This window comes from Bradyrhizobium sp. HKCCYLRH2060 (assembly GCF_051168135.1).
Classification (GTDB): Bacteria; Pseudomonadota; Alphaproteobacteria; order Rhizobiales; family Xanthobacteraceae; genus Bradyrhizobium.
On sequence record NZ_JBNPUK010000003.1, the window covers coordinates 649,589 to 667,127 of the forward strand.

15 protein-coding genes are annotated in these 17,539 nt (G+C 67.0%); 11 read left to right on the forward strand and 4 right to left on the reverse strand.

What is annotated here, in order from left to right:
- Positions 1–23: 23 nt before the first annotated feature.
- Positions 24–1,556, reverse strand: coding sequence for a thymidine phosphorylase family protein (locus tag ACQR10_RS10710; RefSeq protein WP_316182597.1), 1,533 nt, complete (start codon positions 1,554–1,556; stop codon positions 24–26).
- A 390-nt stretch (positions 1,557–1,946) separates the two neighbouring features.
- Between ACQR10_RS10710 and ACQR10_RS10715 the strand changes: the two genes are divergently transcribed.
- Positions 1,947–2,111 carry a Flp family type IVb pilin gene (locus tag ACQR10_RS10715; RefSeq protein ID WP_315716136.1) on the forward strand — a complete coding sequence of 55 codons (165 nt, stop codon included), beginning with the start codon at positions 1,947–1,949 and terminating at the stop codon, positions 2,109–2,111.
- Positions 2,112–2,303: 192 nt separating this feature from the next.
- On the opposite strand, the gene ACQR10_RS10720 is transcribed toward ACQR10_RS10715, so the two are convergent.
- From ACQR10_RS10720 to ACQR10_RS10730, 3 genes are all read right to left on the reverse strand, one after another.
- Positions 2,304–3,800 carry a porin gene (locus ACQR10_RS10720; protein ID WP_316218083.1) on the reverse strand — a complete coding sequence of 499 codons (1,497 nt, stop codon included), beginning with the start codon at positions 3,798–3,800 and terminating at the stop codon, positions 2,304–2,306.
- Positions 3,801–4,204: 404 nt separating this feature from the next.
- Positions 4,205–5,206: a LysR family transcriptional regulator gene (locus ACQR10_RS10725; RefSeq protein ID WP_315804192.1), complete on the reverse strand. Its 1,002-nt coding sequence runs from the start codon at positions 5,204–5,206 to the stop codon at positions 4,205–4,207.
- A gap of 463 nt (positions 5,207–5,669) precedes the next feature.
- Positions 5,670–6,644 (reverse strand): Ku protein, encoded by a 975-nt coding sequence (locus ACQR10_RS10730; RefSeq protein WP_316218082.1) that lies wholly within the window; start codon positions 6,642–6,644, stop codon positions 5,670–5,672.
- A gap of 263 nt (positions 6,645–6,907) precedes the next feature.
- On the opposite strand from ACQR10_RS10730, the gene ACQR10_RS10735 reads away from it, so the two are divergent.
- The 10 genes from ACQR10_RS10735 to ACQR10_RS10780 all read left to right on the forward strand — a co-directional run bounded on the left by ACQR10_RS10735 (position 6,908) and on the right by ACQR10_RS10780 (position 17,384).
- Positions 6,908–7,060 carry a hypothetical protein gene (locus ACQR10_RS10735; protein ID WP_009027687.1) on the forward strand — a complete coding sequence of 51 codons (153 nt, stop codon included), beginning with the start codon at positions 6,908–6,910 and terminating at the stop codon, positions 7,058–7,060.
- Between the two features lie 272 nt (positions 7,061–7,332).
- A complete protein-coding gene (locus ACQR10_RS10740; protein WP_006614547.1) occupies positions 7,333–8,007 on the forward strand; it encodes a response regulator transcription factor in 675 nt (224 codons plus the stop codon).
- A gap of 62 nt (positions 8,008–8,069) precedes the next feature.
- Positions 8,070–9,446: a sensor histidine kinase gene (locus ACQR10_RS10745; protein WP_316218081.1), complete on the forward strand. Its 1,377-nt coding sequence runs from the start codon at positions 8,070–8,072 to the stop codon at positions 9,444–9,446.
- 110 nt (positions 9,447–9,556) lie between these two features.
- Positions 9,557–11,023 carry a hypothetical protein gene (locus ACQR10_RS10750; protein WP_316218080.1) on the forward strand — a complete coding sequence of 489 codons (1,467 nt, stop codon included), beginning with the start codon at positions 9,557–9,559 and terminating at the stop codon, positions 11,021–11,023.
- Positions 11,024–11,129: 106 nt separating this feature from the next.
- Positions 11,130–11,399 (forward strand): hypothetical protein, encoded by a 270-nt coding sequence (locus tag ACQR10_RS10755; RefSeq protein ID WP_315804188.1) that lies wholly within the window; start codon positions 11,130–11,132, stop codon positions 11,397–11,399.
- A 138-nt stretch (positions 11,400–11,537) separates the two neighbouring features.
- Positions 11,538–12,638, forward strand: a complete 1,101-nt coding sequence (gene ccmI, locus ACQR10_RS10760) for a c-type cytochrome biogenesis protein CcmI (protein WP_316218079.1) — start codon at positions 11,538–11,540, stop codon at positions 12,636–12,638.
- Positions 12,639–12,669: 31 nt separating this feature from the next.
- Positions 12,670–13,242, forward strand: a complete 573-nt coding sequence (gene ccmE / locus ACQR10_RS10765; RefSeq protein ID WP_316218078.1) for a cytochrome c maturation protein CcmE — start codon at positions 12,670–12,672, stop codon at positions 13,240–13,242.
- Positions 13,239–15,218 (forward strand): heme lyase CcmF/NrfE family subunit, encoded by a 1,980-nt coding sequence (locus tag ACQR10_RS10770; protein ID WP_316218077.1) that lies wholly within the window; start codon positions 13,239–13,241, stop codon positions 15,216–15,218. The genes ccmE and ACQR10_RS10770 overlap by 4 nt, the downstream gene beginning before the upstream one ends.
- A 5-nt stretch (positions 15,219–15,223) precedes the next feature.
- Positions 15,224–15,712 carry a cytochrome c-type biogenesis protein gene (locus tag ACQR10_RS10775; protein ID WP_316218076.1) on the forward strand — a complete coding sequence of 163 codons (489 nt, stop codon included), beginning with the start codon at positions 15,224–15,226 and terminating at the stop codon, positions 15,710–15,712.
- Positions 15,713–16,040: 328 nt separating this feature from the next.
- A complete protein-coding gene (locus ACQR10_RS10780; protein WP_316218075.1) occupies positions 16,041–17,384 on the forward strand; it encodes a methyl-accepting chemotaxis protein in 1,344 nt (447 codons plus the stop codon).
- Positions 17,385–17,539 lie beyond the last annotated feature (155 nt).

Sequence of the window (17,539 nt, forward strand, 5' to 3'; positions counted from 1 at the left end):
GATCGATGCTCGATGACGGTTCATCACGAACGACCATTCGCGCCGTCGGCGAAGCCATAGCCGTGGTTGACGGCGGCTGCGGCTGCGGCCAGATCATGCTCCGACGGATCGCAGGTGAACACGCGATAAAGTGGCTCACCCTGGTCGACGCGATCGCCGATCTTCTTGAACAGCATGATCCCGGAGCCCTTGTTCACCGGCGCGCCGGCGGTACGCGCCAGGCGATTGAGCCGCAGGCAGTCGATCGCGGAGACGATGCCGTCGTGCTCGGCCTTGACGTCGAAGGCGAGATCGCCGAGCTCGCTGCGGCATTCCGGTGGCCCCTGGGCATCGATGATCTTCAGCATCTGCCTGAGCGCCGCGCCGCTGTCGAGCAGCTCGCGCGCCCTGTTGTAGCCGGCGCCGCCGCGCAGCTTCGGATCATATTCGAGCAGATGCGCGGCGAGCCGCAGCGACTTCTCGCGCAGGTCCACAGGCGCCGACGGCTCGTTGCCCAGCACCGCCATCACGTCACGCGCCTCCAGCACGGGGCCGATGCCGTTGCCGATCGGCTGGCGGCCGTCGGTCGTGATCACCTCGACCTTGAGCCCGAACCGGTCGCCGACGAATTCGAACAGCTTGCGCAGCCGCATCGCCTCCGCGCCGCTGGTGAGCTTGGCGGTCGGCCCGACCGGCAGGTCGAGCAGCAGATGCGTCGAGCCGGCGGCCAGCTTCTTCGACAGGATCGAGGCGACCATCTGCTCACGGGTGTCGAGGCTGAGCGGGCGCTCGACCGAGATCAGGACGTCGTCGGCCGGCGACAGATTGACGTGGCCGCCCCAGATCATGCAGCCATTGCAGGCCGCAACGATCGACTTCATCTCGTCGGCGCCCACATTCACCCGCGCCAGCACCTCCATCGTATCGGCGGTGCCGGCCGGCGAGGTGATCGCGCGCGACGAGGTTTTTGGAATGGTCAGGCCGTGGGCGGCGACGATCGGCACCACCACCATCGAGGTGCGGTTGCCGGGGATGCCGCCGATGCAGTGCTTGTCGACCACGACCGGCTCGGGCCATTTCAACTGCGTGCCGGCATTGGCCATCGCGCGGGTCAGCGCCAGCAGCTCGCCGGAGCTCATGAAGCTGGCTGAGCCGATCAGGAAGGCGGCGATCTCCATGTCCGAGTAGCGGTAGTGGGCGAGGTCGTCGATCACGGCCGCGATCGCCTGGTCGCTCAGGGTCTCGCCGCGGATCTTGGCGCGCACCGCTTCCAGGCTCTCGGGCGGGGTCGCCGGCGACACCGTCGCCAGCGTGCCGGCGGCTTCCGCGAAGCGCCGCATCGCCGGCTCCGACAGGCCGATCTCGTCGGGGCCGACCAGCGCATCGTCGTCGGTGATCAGAAGGGTCGCCAGCAGCGTCCGCGAGTTGCAGCGCAGCTCGACGCGGCTGAAGCCGCGGAAGACCTCGGGCCGCAACGCCTTCGAGCGTCGGGAGATCACGACCACGTTCTCGCGGCCGGTGTCGAGCGCGACGCTGCGGATCTTGAGCTGGGGACGGGCGGAATCTGTTGTGCTCATGGCGGCCAGGATACCCCTTAAGCCCGTCCGCGCCATGGCCGTTGACGCAGATCATGCGGCCGGCGTCTCCCCGGGCCGACCGAATTTTTTCTCAATATGTCCGGGCAAGGGCCGAGCTCGGCGATGGCCGGGCCGGCCTGCCGAAGGCGTGGCAAGCAGAAAATAAAGCTCAATCAATCCAGATGTTTGCGGATCAGTCGGCGGCGCGGCTGCGTGCCGGATCAGAGAGCAAGGGCGGGGCCGGGGGCCGGCGCGGCGGGCCCGCCAGGTACCTGATCGGGTTAACTGATTGTTCAAGCGGATGACCGAGGGTTTTCGCTGGGGCGTCCGTCCCGGCCTGCGCGCGCCGTTCCGGCGCGATCCCATGATCGAGCCCGACCGGAGAGGTAGATGCGGCAGTTGATTGCGAGCTTCCTGAAGAATCAGGCTGGCGCGACCTCGATCGAATACGCCATCATTGCCGGTGGATTGAGCATCGTGATCCTGGCGGCCGTGAATGGCCTGGGCTCGGGGCTGAGCAGCAAGTTCACCGCGATCAACACCTCGATCAAGTAGCCGGCCGGTCACGCCGCCGGCGCGATCAGGTCAGCGCGCACCGTCCGACAAATCACAGGCGTCGTGACCCGCACGACGCCTGCCGCATTTCGCCCCATCCCTCGCGACGCGCCGCTCGTCTCCACGAACGAAGCTTCCGGCGGGGGCATCGCCGGAAGCTCGTCGAGCGGTCAGAGGTTCAACGGCCCAGCTTCAAAAGTTGCGCTGGGCGCGCAGCAGCATGCTCACCGTGTCCTGGTCCTTGAGCTGGTAGGTCGCGGCCGGCTTGGCCGTGCTCGTGACGGCCGGAGCAATCGCCGTGCCCGAGAATTTCTGGTCGAGGTGGCTGTAGGTCACGTCGGCCGAGAAGGTCAGGCCCTTGACCGGCGTCCATCGGGTGATGAGGCCGATCTGACCGAGATTGAAGTCGGGATTGCAGGTCGAGCCCGCCGTGAGCATGCCAGTGGCGGCAATGCCGGCGCAGACGAGAGCCGAGCCCGTCTGACCATACTTCACCTGGGCATAGGCGCCATACAGCGCCGTATTCCAGCGCGGATCCCAATTGTGGGTGAAGGCGCCGCGCATGCCCCAGGTCTGCACGGTCGACAGGCCCGTGCCGGTGCCGAACACCGCGTCGCCGACGCCGGCGAAGCCGATGCTCTGATAGGCGCCGGCCACGCCCGTGCTGCCGTACATCGAATAGGTCGTGTTGGCGAGGCTCTGGAAGTTGTAGCGGCTCGCGCCGTCGGTGTAGACCGCCTGCAGGTTGACGACGTCGCCCGGACCGGTGGGGATGTTCTTGATGGACAGCGCCAGTTGCGCGGCCCAGCCCCACTTGTCGGAGGGATGACCCGAGGTCTCGGTCGCACCGTAATAGGCCGCATGATTGTCATGCGCGGCGAACGATGCCTGGAAGATGCCCCAGGCCTGGTCGACGCGAACCATGCCGATGATGTCGGGCGCGACGGTGCCGCCGAAGGCGCTCGAGCCGTAGTTGCCACCGAGCACGCCGGCCGCGGTGATGCCGGAGGTGTTCCAGATGTTGGTGGTGAAGAACTGCGTCTGGTCTTCCAGCGAGATCGCGGCGGTGATGCCCTGGCCGAAATCGGCGGTGTAGGTGAACTGGTTGACGCCGTTGTTGGAGCCGCTGCCGCCGACCAGGCCGTCGAAATTGTTGCCGGGATAATTGGTCCAGGGCGCGTCGAAGGTCGACACCGCCTTGCCCATCGTGAAGCCGGCGAACTGGATGAAGGCGTAGTAGACGCCGACGATGCCGCCCGAGATGGCGTCGCCGGTGTAGGACGTCGCGCCGGCGCCGGTGCCGCCGTAGGAGCCCGAGGTCCAGTTCAGCACGGTTTCGAAGTAGGTGCGCACCACGCCATATTCGGTCGCGGTGCGTGTATCGATGTTCAGATCCTGGCGCGAGCGAGTCTGGTAGCGATTGCTCAGGCGGTTGTCGGCGCCGGCCTGCCCCGAATAGGCGCCACCATAGTTGCTGTTGGTCCACAGCGCGGTCTCGGCACGCAGATAGCCGCCGAGCTTGATGCAGGTGTCGGTGCCGGGAATGTAGTAGAAGCCCGTGCCGTAGAGCGAGCACACCTTCACATATTCGACGGCCTTGGCCTTCAGCGGAAGATCCGCGGCCTGAGCCGCAGCGGCGGACAGTATCACTGCTCCCGTTCCAAGAAGCAGGCCCCTCAACGTCTTCATTTCCGTTTCTCCGGTTGACGGCGATGCACACGGCCCCCCGCGTGTCGCCTCTGGCTTCGCCAGATTGCCGCTCTCACACCTCTGATTCCGACGACGGCTCGATCGGCGCGACCGGCGGAATGGTTGAATGAAGTGTGCATGAGCCAATTTCGATTTGATGAATGTGCTCTGCCTTGTTCGAAGCCCACTCGATCGTCGTTAACACGCTGCTCGCACGCACCAGCATCGACGCAGTGACGCCGCGGTTTTGGCCTCGCGGTGTCGATTTGTTAATGGTGATAATCGTGAATAGGCTAGATGGGAATCCCGAACAATCCCGGGCGCTCAGCGCAAACTGCGCACGTCATTGTGCTTCCGCGGCGCCGTCGGTGACGCGCGAAGATTCTCCGGCCACACGTGAGATATCAACGGCGGTTCGGCTCGACGTGCATCGACGCTCGGTGTGACGTCGCTGCTACCAACCCGCGTGCATCGTAATCCGCCGCGCGCGACATTGCGTCCAGCGTGACGCCGCTGCGCCAGCGCTTGACGAAGTCGAGAAAGACCTGCAGCGGCATCGGCGGTTGCCGGCGGCTCGGATGGTACAGGAACAGTCCGGGCGTCGCGTAGCGCCAGCCGGGCAGCAGCCGCATCAGCCGTCCTTCGGCCAGATGCGACTCGATCATCGGCTCGACCAGATAAGCAACGCCGATGCCGTCGAGCGCGGCATTCAGCGCGAGATCGAAGTCGTTGACGATAAGAGAGCCGTCCACGGCAATCTCGGTGCGCTCGCCGCCCTTTTCGAAGATCCAGGGCTGCAGCGTATCGTCGGCAGGGACCCGATGCCGGATGCAGTTATGGGCCTGGAGATCCTCGGGAACGGCCGGCGCGGGATGCGCCGCGAGATAGCCGGGGGCGGCAACCGCAACGAAGCTGCACTCGTCGAACACGCGGATGACCTTCATGTCGCGCTCCACCCGGTGTCCGGATCTGATGCCGGCATCAAAGCGATTGCGCACGATGTCACTGTTGGTGTCGTCGACAGCCAGTTCGATATGGATGTCCGGGTATTCGGCCAGGAACGACCTGATCAGGGGCCCGAGCCCTCTCACGGCGAACACACGCGATACGGTCAGGCGCAGGGTGCCCATCGGCTTGTCGCGGAACGCGTTGATGCTCTCGATGGCCTGGTCGACCCGTTCGAGAATCGGCTGGATCTCCGCCAGCAGGCGCTCGCCGGCCTCGGTGAGGGCCACGCTGCGCGTCGTCCGGTTGAACAGCCTGACGTCCAGCCGCTCCTCGAGGCTCTTGATGGTCTGGCTGATGGTCGGCAAGGAGCAGCCGAGATGAGCGGCCGCCTTGGTGAAGCTCAACGAATCCGCGACGGCTGCGAAGGCGGAGAGCTCGGACAGCTGAACCCGTGCCATCGCTAGGCGTACTTCGCCCGGCGTTGGTCCGCATCGTGCTGAAACATCCACATCCCCCTGATACGCCGCGTCGTGCGGCTGGGACGACTTCGCCAGCGTCGTCCCGACCGACCAGGCACATCAATCTTCCGTCAGGAAGCTTACGCCCGGATCACCATCCCGCGCCGCAGAGCTAGGGGCGACGTGATCATTCCGCAAGCATCGAAGTGATGTCGAAACGATCACGAATCCGCGCCTGATCGTCGGCTCACCATTGCCGGATCGACTTACCTGATCAACGCAGATATTTCCCCACCAATCGGGGGGGCGGCGATCGATTGCGGCGTTCTTGGTGGATGACGGACCCGTGACACCACGCGGTGGCGTGCCCACGGCCACAGCCGGAACTCGCGGTCGAGCGACCGTTCTGCACGGGATCCGGACGCCGCGCGAAGCTTCGGAGGTCGTTCGCCGTATCGAAGCCTCAGCTGGCCTTGCGCGAGCGTGCGGTGGTCCGCGCCGGCTTCTCCGACTTCTTCGGCTCCTCGGCCTTCTTCGGCTCGTCCTTGGCCTTCTTGCCGCTGATCGGCAGCAGCATCTCGCGCTGGCCTTCGACGCGCTTCTTCGGCTTCTTGGCCTTGGCCTTCGGCGCGGGGGCGACCGCCGCGGGCGCCTTGTCACCCTCGCCGGCAAGGCTGCGCTTCAGGGCGTCCATCAGGTTGATGACGTTGCCGCTCGACTTCGGCGCGGACTTGGCGGCGATCGTCACGCCGCTGCGCTTCTTGTTGATCAGCTCGATCAGCGCGGCCTCGTAGTGGTCCTCGAAGTTCTCCGGCTGGAAGTCGGCCGATTTCTTCTCGACGATGTGCTTGGCGAGATCCAGCATGTCGCTGGTGATCTTCACATCCTGAATGTCGTCGAAATATTCGTCCTCGTTGCGCACCTCGTAGGGGTAGCGCAGCAGCGTTCCCATCAGGCCCTTGCCGAGCGGCTCCAGCGCGATGATGTGCTCGCGATTGGTGAGCACGACCCGGCCGATCGCGACCTTGTCCATGCTGCGGATGGTCTCGCGAATGACCGCGAAGGCGTCATGGCCGACCTTGCCGTCAGGAACGAGATAATAGGGGCGGATCAGATAGCGGCTGTCGATATCGGTGCGCGGCACGAACTCGTCGATCTCGATCGTGTGCGTCGATTCCAAGGCGATGTCCTCGAGCTCGTCCTTGGTGACCTCGATGTAGGTGTCGGTGTCGACCTTGTAGCCCTTGACGATGTCGTCGCTGGCGACTTCCTCGCCGGTCTCGGCGTCGACCCTGCTGTATTTGATGCGGTGGCCGGTCTTGCGGTTGATCTGGTTGAAGGAGACCTTCTCGGACTCGGACGTCGCCGGATAGAGCGCGACCGGACAGGTCACGAGCGACAGGCGCAGAAAACCCTTCCAATTGGCGCGCGGGGCCATTCCTCAACTCCACTCAACTGCAAACTGACGGGCGTGCTCCCCCGGGACCGGGCTGCTGCGGACATAGTTGTCGGTAGCTGCCGCGAGGATAACACCGCAGGCCCCGGATTCAACAAGCGTAGCTGCAGATTCTGAGAGCGGCGTTAACTGGTCGCAGCCGTGTCCGTCCCGGAACATCATCTGGCGGTCGACGTTGCCAACGGGAGCAAGTGAGGGAGCGCGATACCGCGCTCGATATCGAACAGCAGCGAGCTGAGGGCGCCATGGCAACAAGACGAGGGTCGCAGATCGTCGAAACTCCAACCGAAGCGCGGCAGGGCGAGCCCGGCCCGTCGGTCCTGGCGATGCTGGCCATCTCCACGGGGCTGGCACTGCTGGTCCTGGGCCTCGTGTGGTTCGTGTTCTTCCACACCTGAGAGGCACATCGCGAGGTCGGCCGGCTGCGTGACGCCGCGGCCGACGCCCTTCGCCTGGTCACGAAATCCAGCCCGGCCATTCCCATGGCCGGGCTTTTCATCGTGGTGTCCCGGAGCTTATATCCGCCCCAATTCTGTCGGCCGCCTGCCGGGGGTCCCGATCGAGATGACCAAAAAGTAACCTGGTCGCTCGGGTTCCGTTCATGCACGGTTCACGGCCTTCCGGTTCATCTTGAGGGCGGAAATCGTGCAGTTCAGCTTTGGAGGCAAGCGTGCGTCTGCTCGTTGTCGAGGACGATCCGGATCTCAACCGTCAGCTCACCACGGCCCTGAGCGACGCCGGCTACGTCGTGGACCGTGCGTTCGATGGGGAGGAAGGGCACTATCTGGGCGACAGCGAGCCCTATGACGCTGTCGTGCTGGATATCGGCCTGCCCAAGATGGACGGCATCTCGGTGCTGGAGGCGTGGCGGCGCAATGGCCGGGCGATGCCGGTCCTGATTCTCACCGCGCGCGACCGCTGGAGCGACAAGGTCCAGGGCTTCGACGCCGGCGCCGACGACTACGTTGCCAAGCCCTTCCACCTCGAGGAGGTGCTGGCGCGCATCCGCGCGTTGCTGCGCCGCTCGGCCGGCCACGCCCAGAGCGAGCTGACCTGCGGGCCGGTCACCCTGGACACCCGCACCGGCAAGGTCAGCGTGTCGGGCAACCCCGTCAAGATGACCTCACATGAATACCGCCTGCTGTCCTATCTGATGCATCATTCCGGCCGCGTCGTCTCGCGCAGCGAGCTGGTCGAGCATCTGTACGACCAGGACTTCGACCGCGACTCCAACACCATCGAGGTGTTCGTCGGCCGCATCAGGAAGAAGCTCGACTGCGACGTCATCCAGACCGTGCGCGGCCTCGGCTATCTGTTGACCCCGCCGCCGGCCGCAGGCGCCTGATCCGTTTCCGGAGCCAGCCATTCGCGGTGGCCGGGCGCCGGCCGTTTCGCTAGTTTGCGGTCATGCGCCAGAGCTCACTTGCCACCCGGTTGTTCCTGTCCGCGACCGCGTGGCTCGTGGTCATTCTCGCCATCACCGGCATCGTGCTGTCCTCGGTGTATCGCAACGCGACCGAGCGCGCCTTCGATCGCCGGCTCAATCTCTATCTGCGCACCCTGATCGCCGAGGTCGCCACCCCCGACGATCCGCCGGACCGCCAATTCCAGTCATTGGGCGAGCCACTGTTCGAGCTGCCGCTGTCCGGCTGGTACTGGCAGATCACCCGTACCGACGCCGAGAAGCCGGAGGTACGGGCCTCGCGCTCGCTGTGGGACAAGAAGCTGCCCAAGCTGGAGGAGCAGGGGATCGAGCTGACGGCGGCCGGGATCCGGATCGGCTATGTCGAGGGGCCGGAGAACCAGGACCTGCGCATGGTCGAGCGCCCGGTGGATCTCGGCTCCGACGGCAAGTTCCTGGTCAGCGTCGCAGGCGATGCCTCGGAGATCTTCGACGAGACCCGCAGCTTCGACTACTACCTCGGCGGCACCTTCACCGCGCTCGGGATCGTGCTGCTGCTCACGACCATCTTCCAGGTCCGCTATGGCCTCGCGCCGCTGAAACGCATCTCCGAATCGATCGCCGACATCCGGTCCGGGCGCGCCGAGCGGCTGGAAGGGGAGTTCCCGGTGGAGATCGCGCCGCTGGCCCGCGAGACCAATGCCCTGATCGATGCCAATCGCGAGATCGTCGAGCGGGCGCGCACGCATGTCGGCAATCTCGCCCATGCCATCAAGACGCCGCTCTCGGTCATCGTGAATGAAGCGGCGACCCATGCGGCGGACCCGTTCGCCGCCAAGGTGATGGAGCAGGCGGACGTCATGCGCGACCAGGTCGCCCACCACCTCGAGCGGGCGCGGATCGCCGCGCGCGTCACCATCGTGTCCACCGTGACCGAGGTGGCGCCGGCCATCGAGGCGCTGCGCCGCACCATGGAAAAGATCTACCGCGACCGCGGCATCGTGGTCGCGGCGACCGCCGATCCCGCGGCGAGATTTCGTGGCGAGCGCCAGGATCTGGAGGAGATGGTCGGCAATCTGGTCGACAATGCCTGCAAATGGGCGACCTCGCGAGTCTCGGTCGAGCTCACCGTGGAGCCGCCGGCCCAGTCCGGGGCCTCGCCGATGCTGCGGATCGTGGTCGATGACGATGGCCGTGGCCTCTCGGCCGCCGAGCGTGCCCAGGTGCTGCGGCGCGGCCAGCGGCTGGACGAATCCAAGCCGGGGTCGGGGCTCGGGCTGTCGATCGTCACCGATCTGGCCGCGCTCTATGGCGGCCGATTGACCCTGGGCGATGCCCCGACCGGGGGCCTGCGGGCGGAGCTGAGATTGCCCGGCGTTTGACGGGGCGGCGAATTTCGCCATCCTAAAGGTGTTCTTAATACCGCGGACCGTATGGTCCGGGCAGGGGTGCGCGATGTGCGCTCTCGCCGTGGAAATTTGCACGCCGGCGCATGGGTCAGACAGCTCACGAGCGGTTAAGGGAATATCTCGGGCAGCTGCCGCCGAACGCGCAGTCGCTCCTGATGCGCGAATTCGAGCGCGCCATCGAGCGTGGCCAGGACGTCGCCGTGGCGACCCTGGTGCTCGAGCAGTTGCGCAAGGTGGTGCGGCCCGTCGCGCCGCCGGCTCCCGCTCCAACATTGGATCCCGTGCGTCCCCAACCCGCCATCGAGGTCGCTCGTCCGCCGGCCCGCGAGGAGCGCCGCCAGAGTGGCGATGGCCCGCGTCGGCTGTTCCGGCCGCTCGACCCGTTCCTCACCGATTCCACCGGTCCTCTCCGTCCCGGCCAGATCCGCCGTGCCTCGCTGTTGCCGGTCTGGCAGTGGCTCGGCCGCGAAGGCGCGCCGGAGCGCTACGCCGAATTCGAGGCCGCGATGTCGGTCACCGGCGACAGTTCGCGCGAGGTCGAGATGGCCGCACGCAAGCTGCAGCGCGCCGCCGCCGAGGCGCTGATGAACCTCGTCGGCCCCAACGCGACCGGCGACCGCCAGCGCGCGCTCGCCCGCATCGGCGCACCCAGCGTGATCGAGGATCTGCTGCCGATCGGGCTGGTGCTGCAGAATCGCGAGGCGCTCGACGGCCTCAACGGCCGGCTGCCCGGCATCATCCGCGTGCTCGGCGATTCGCAGATTGCCTCCGTCACCGAAGCCATCAACGTGCCGTCACTGCAGACGCCCTCGATGCTGCCGTTCGCACTGTCGCTGGTGATGCAGCGGCTCGCCGCGCCCTGGCAGATCATCCGGCTCGCGACCAAGATCGCGGCATCGGACGATGAGATCCGCGTGGCGGCGACCCCGTTCGGCGTCGCCGTCACCATCGCGCTCAACGATCTCGCCGGCCTCGCCTCGGTGCTGCGCGCCGACATCCGGCGCGGTCATTTCTCCAATCTCGGCGATACGCTGAAGACGCTGCATGACGGCGTTCGCGGCCTGCGCACCGAGCTCGACCTGCGCTCGGAATCGAATTGGGGCAAGCAGCTCACCGCGATCCGCGCCGACATCTCCAATGCCCTGCAATCGGAGATCGACAGCGTGCCGGGCCGCGTCCGCCGCATCCTGCGCCAGCGCGCCGACAAGGACATTCCGGCCGGCGCCGGCGTCGACGGCGGCGAGGTCGAGGAGGTGGCGGCGCTGATCGAGTTCGTCGCGGTCTGCCGCAACTATGCGAGCGAGCTCGCGATCAACGAGGTGACGCTGCGGACCTATTCCGATCTGCAGCAATATGTCGAGAAGGCCACCGAAGCGCTGGTGCAGTCGCTGCGCTCGGGCGACGCGCGGGCGCGCGCCTATCGGCAGTCGCAGGTGTCGGCGGCGATCCGCTTCTGTCACGTCCTGTTCGGCAACGACTACGCCCAATTGATGAGCAGGGCGGCCGAGAACGCGATGAACGGCGAGCGAAAATCCTCGCGCGCCGGTTGAGATTTTCTGCTAGTCTGTCCACGTTTTGATTTTTGCAATTTCAGGTTGACCCCGCCCCGGGGCCACGCATAGGTTCCCGCAGGTTCCATCCGTTTTCATCAAGACCATGATTTCCGTCATCAACTTCGTCGAGGTCGAGAACCGCGTCGTGCGCGCGACCTATCGCAACCTCATGATCAAGGCCAAGGTCGTGCTCGTCGACAAGACGAGCGGGGCGCCACTCCCCGATCCCGTCACCACCATCGCCTCTCCGGTCCCGGTCGGGTCGCTGCGGATCAGGCTCACCGACCATGTCCGGCCGGGGACCTATTTCCTGGTGGCCCTGAACGGGCACGGCAGCTATCTCGCCAAGAGCGCCGAGTTCGAGGTCCCCTAATTACGTAATTGTCCTGAGTTTTTCGGCTCGGACGGCTGGGCTACCACGGCGGCAAATGTGAATTGCCGCCGGGAACGGTGCTGGTTAAAAGCGGCGCGAGGCGCGCCTGCCGGTAGGCGCTGACTGGAACCCTGTCCGATGACTCTCTGGTTCGTGTTCGCCGTGATGACGGCCGCGGCGATCTTCGCCGTCCTGCTGCCGCTCGGGCTGGGCGCGCGGGCCGCGTCGGACGGGCGCGAGGTCGCCGTCTACAAGGACCAGCTGGCGGAGATCGAGCGCGACGTCGAAACCGGGCTGATCGGCAAGGTCGAGGCGGAAGCCGCGCGGGTCGAGATCAGCCGCCGCCTTCTGGCCGCGGCCGACCAGGAGGACGAGGCTGCGGTGAAGCCGAGCCTCGGTCTGCGCCGCGCGTCGGCGGTGCTGGCGCTGATCGGCGTGCCGATCGTGGCGCTCGCGGTCTACCTCCCGCTCGGCTCGCCGCAACTGCCGGATTTCCCGCTCACCGCCCGCGCGGCGCCCAACGGGACGCAGCCGCTGGAAACGCTGGTGGCGCAGGTCGAGCAGCACCTGCAGAAGAACCCGACCGATGGCCGCGGCTGGACCGTGCTCGCCCCGGTGCTGGCGCGGCTTGGCCGCACCGATGACGCGATTCGGGCCTATCGCAACATGATCACCTATGCTGGCGACGGCGCGGCCAAGCGCGCCGATCTCGGCGAGATGATCACGGCGGCCGCCGGCGGCGTCGTCACCGCCGAGGCCAAGGCGGAGTTCGAGCGCGCCCATGCGCTCGAGGCCGACGAGCCGAAGTCGAACTACTATCTCGGCCTTTCTGCCGAGCAGGACGGCCGCAAGGACGAGGCGGGCGCGATCTGGCGGGCGATGCTGGGCAAGGCGCCGGCGGATGCGCCGTGGCGGCCGCTGGTGACGGCGGCGCTGGCCCGCGTCGGCGGCGGCGAGGTGCCGGCGCTGCCGAGCGAGACGATCGCCGCGGCCAAGGACATGAGCGCAGGCGATCGCGAGACGATGATCCGCGGCATGGTCGACCGGCTGGCGGCGCGGCTGAAGCAGAACGGCGACGACGTCGAGGGCTGGTTGCGGCTGGTGCGCGCCTATGTCGTGATGGGCGATCTCGACAAGGCCAAGGGGGCGCTGTCGGAGGCGCGGCAGGCGGTGTCCGGCGATGCCGAGCGGTTGCGGCAGCTCAACGAGGGCGTGAAGACTTTCGGCTTGGATGGATGAGCGGCGCTTCCGCCGCCAACGGGATCAAGGGATGACACGCAAGCAGAGGCGTTTGACGATCATCGGCGGGGCGCTGTTCGTGCTCGCGGTCGCGGCCGGGCTGGTGCTGAATGCGCTGCGCGACTCCATCGTGTTCTTCTCGACACCGACCATGGTGGCGGAAAAGCATATCGGCCCGGGCAAGCGCTTCCGGCTCGGCGGCCTGGTGCAGCCGGGCTCGCTGAAGAAGGGCGACGATCTCGCCGTGACGTTCGAAGTGGCCGATGGCGGCGCCAAGCTGCCGGTCGCCTACAAGGGCATTCTGCCGGATCTGTTCCGCGAAGGGCAGGGCGTCGTCGCCGAGGGCGCGCTCGATGCCGCCGGCGTGTTCAAGGCCGACACCGTGCTCGCCAAGCATGACGAGACCTACATGCCGAAGGAAGTCGCCGATGCCCTGAAGAAGCAGGGCCATTGGAAGGACGATTACGGCAAGCCCGGCGCGGCGGCCAAGCCAGCCGGCGCAGCCACGCCAGCCGGCGCAGCCACGCCAGCCGGCGCAGCCACGCCAAGCCCGGTGTCGATGCGCGAAGGCGCCGAGAAGACGGCGGCAGGAGCGACGCAGTGATTGCAGAGAGCGGACATTACGCCCTGGTGCTTGCGCTCGCGCTGGCGCTGATCCAGTCCACCGTGCCGATGCTCGGCGCGCATCAACGTGACATCGCCCTGATGAATGTCGGCCGCTCGGCCGCGCTGGCGCAATTGCTGTTCGCCGGTCTCTCCTTCATCGCGCTGGTCACCCTGCACGTGACCTCGGATTTCTCCGTCGCCAACGTGTTCGAGAACTCGCACTCGATGAAGCCGCTGCTCTACAAGATCACCGGCGTCTGGGGCAACCACGAAGGCTCGATGCTCTTGTGGGTGTCGATCCTGGCCCTGTTCGGCGCCATGGTCGCGATGTTCGGCAACAACCTGCCGCTGTCCTTGCGCGCCCGCGTGCTCGCGGTGCAGGCCTGGGTGGCGACCGCGTTCTATCTGTTCATCCTGACCACATCGAATCCGTTCGCCCGCCTCGCCAACCCGCCGATCGAGGGCCGCGACCTCAATCCCGTCTTGCAGGACATCGGCCTCGCGGTGCACCCGCCGATGCTCTATCTCGGCTATGTCGGCTTCTCGATCTCGTTCTCGTTCGCGATCGCGGCCCTGCTCGAAGGCCGCATCGATGCCGCCTGGGCGCGCTGGGTGCGGCCGTGGACCCTGATGGCCTGGATCTTCCTGACGCTCGGCATCGCCATGGGCTCGTACTGGGCCTATTACGAGCTCGGCTGGGGCGGCTGGTGGTTCTGGGACCCGGTCGAGAACGCCTCGCTGATGCCCTGGCTCGCCGGCACCGCGCTGTTGCATTCCGCCGTCGTGATGGAGAAGCGCAACGCGCTCAAGGTCTGGACCATCCTGCTGTCGATCCTGACCTTCTCGCTGTCTCTGCTCGGCACCTTCCTGGTCCGCTCCGGCGTCATCACCTCGGTCCATGCCTTCGCCAGCGATCCGACCCGCGGCGTGTTCATCCTCGGCATCCTCGTGCTGTTCATCGGCGGCAGCCTCACGCTGTTCGCCGGCCGCGCCACCGCGCTGAAGCAGGGCGGCCTGTTCGCGCCGATCTCGCGCGAGGGCGCGCTGGTCTTGAACAACCTGCTGCTCACCGTGTCCTGCGCCACCGTGCTGTTCGGCACGCTGTACCCGGTGATCATGGAGGCGCTCGACTTCAAGCTCTCGGTCGGCGCGCCGTTCTACAACATCACCTTCGGCCCCTTGTTCGCGCTGCTCTTGCTGATGGTGCCGTTCGGCCCGATGCTGGCGTGGAAGCGCGGCGACCTCGTCGCGGCGACGCAGCGGCTGCTCGCGGCCGGCGTCACGGCGCTGGTGGCGATCGCGATCGTCTGGGCCTGGGCGCGCGGGGGCAGCGCGCTGGCGCCTGTTGGCATCGGCCTCGGCGTGTTCGTCATCACCGGCTCGGTCGTCGATCTGGTCGAGCGCACCGGCGTGGCGCGCGTGCCGTTCAAGACCGCGCTGCACCGGACCCGCGGTCTGCCGCGCTCGGTGTGGGGCACCGCCTTCGCCCATGCCGGCCTCGGCGTCGCGCTGCTCGGCATCGTCTGCGAGACCACCTGGAACAGCGAGCTGATCTCGACCTTGCGTCCCGGCGACGTCCGCAATCTCGCCGGCTACCAGATCAAGTTCGACGGCATGAGCCAGCGCCAGGGCCCGAATTTCAGCGAGGTCGTCAGCACCTTCGTCATCAGCCAGGACGGCCGGCAGCTCAGCGTCCTGACGCCGAGCAAGCGCAGCTTCGCCACCCGCGGCATGTCGACGACGGAAGCCGCGCTGATGACCCGCGGCGTCAGCCAGCTCTACGTCTCGCTCGGCGATGCCACCCCCGACGGCGGCCTCGCCGTGCGCATCTATCACAAGCCGCTGGTGCTCTTGATCTGGTTCGGTCCGGTGCTGATGGCGTTCGGCGGCCTGCTGTCGCTGTCCGACCGGCGCCTGCGCGTCGGCGCGCCGCGGCCGGCGCGTGCCGCGCGCGCGCTGCAGCCGGCGGAGTAGGGCGGATGCGACGTAGTCTCGGTCTTGCGGCGCTGGTGCTGCTGCTGCTCGCCGCGCCGGTGGCGCATGCGGTGCAGCCCGACGAGGTCATGGCCGACACGGCCAAGGAGCAGCGCGCCCGCGCGCTGTCGCGCGAGCTGCGCTGCATGGTCTGCCAGAACCAGTCGATCGACGATTCCGACGCGCCGCTGGCGCGCGACCTGCGCCTCTTGGTGCGCGAGCGGCTCGCCGCCGGTGACAGTGACAATCAGGTGCTGGATTTCCTGGTCGCGCGCTACGGCCAGTTCGTGCTGCTGAAGCCGCGCTTCGAGCGCCAGACTTTGCTGCTGTGGCTGCTGCCGCCGGTGCTGCTGCTCGGCGGCGGCCTGGCGCTGTGGTGGCAGGTGCGCCGTCGCGGGCAGCGCGGCCCGGAGGCCACGCCGAAGCTGACCGCGGAGGAGGAGGCGCGCCTCGCCGCGCTGATGGCCGCCGAGCAGCCGCCGCCGGCGACATGATGATCCGCTAACGCCACGATCCCCTGCCAGTTAGTTACTCCGTCATGCCCGGGCTTGACCCGGGCATCCATGTGGATCCCAGAGTGCCGGACGACGTGGATGGCCGGGTCAAGCCCGGCCATGACGACGGAGAGAGGCGGGCTGAAAGCGCGTGGTGCGAAGGCCGGCTGTCGCGAGTAAGAAGCGAGCGCAGCAAATGGGAACGCGCCGTGGATCCGCAAAACCCCGTGCTTTCCCGTGCTCCGCGCCTACCCGCGCTTTCAGCTTATTTTACCTTTGTCTGGAAGGGTGCGCAGCACATTCCGTCTGACGCGTCCGGGCAAGGTCCATGTTCTCCAACAGTCATCTGACGATCCGCTTCCTCGTGGGAGGCGTCGTCGCCTCTCTCCTCATGCTCCTGGCGATCGGCGGCGGCACCGGCTTCATCGCGGTGCTCTATCTCAACAACCAGATCACCAGCCTGTCGTCGGACTTCGCCAATCTCAGCGGTCCGGCCCGTGATCATGCGATGCTGATCTATCAGCAGGCGCAGTCGGCGTTCTCCTACTTCCTGATGGCCTGCGCGGCCATCGCGGTGTTCGCCAGCGCCGTCTGCCTGATGACCTATGCCGCCGTGCAGAACGGCATCCTGCGGCCGCTCGCCGCGATGGTCTCGGCCATGCGCGACGTCGCCGGCCAGAAATACGACACGCCCATTCCCGGCCTCGGCCTCGGCAACGAGATCGGCCAGCTCGCCGGCGCGCTCGAGGTGTTCAAGACCAACGGCATCGAGCGCCAGCGCCTCACCGCGCGCGAGCTGCAGGAGGCGCAGCGCCAGGGCGAGCGCTCGCGCTTTCTCGACGGCCGCATCCATTCCTTCAACGACCTCGTCGCCAGCGTCGTCGGCAGCGTGGCGTCGTCGGCCATCCGGCTGAAGAGCAACGCCGAGACCTTGTCGCGCGCCGCCAACGACACCTCCGCCAAGGCCAATGCGGTCGAGGCCGCCGCCAACCACGCCAACCGCAGCGTCCAGACCGTGGCCGGCTCGACCGAGGAGATGACGAGCTCGATCGGCACCATCAGCCGCCGCGTCTCCGACGCCACCCAGCGCGCCGAGGGCGCGGCCTCGCAGGCCGAGAAGAGCAAGAACACCATCCACGCGCTGTCGGACGCCGCCGAGAAGATCGGCGCCGTGGTCCAGCTCGTGCAGGCGATCGCCTCGCAGACCAATCTGCTGGCGCTGAACGCCACCATCGAGGCCGCCCGCGCCGGCGAGGCCGGCCGGGGCTTCTCGGTCGTGGCGTCGGAGGTGAAGAACCTCGCCAACCAGACCAGCAAGGCGACCGACGAGATCTCCGCCCACGTCGCCAGCATCCAGGGCATCACGGCTGAGACCCGCGGCGCCATCGACGGCATCTCGACCACGCTGTCGGAGATCAGCGCCATCATGTCCGGCATCGAGGTCGACACCTCGCAGCAGCGCACCGCCACCCAGGACATCTCCAGGAGCGTCCAGGAAGCCGCCCGCGGCACCCTCGACGTCTCTAACCACATCGCCCAGATCAGTTCGACCTCGGCCGAAACCGGCCGCCTCGCCTCGGAGGCCCGCGACGCCGCCGGCGACCTGTCGCAGCAGGCCGAGACGCTGAAGCGCGAGGTCGATGCGTTCATCATCAGCGTGAAGGCGAGCTGAGGGCAGGCGCACCGCCGGGGGCGCCAGTTGTATTTCTCCGCTGTCATGGCGTGCGTTGTGAGCCCACCTCTCTCCCCTGTCATGGCCGGGCTTGACCCACGGCTGTCCGGTTCAGCTTCCGCATATTGCGAGGCTCAACTGTTGTGGGTTTTTGG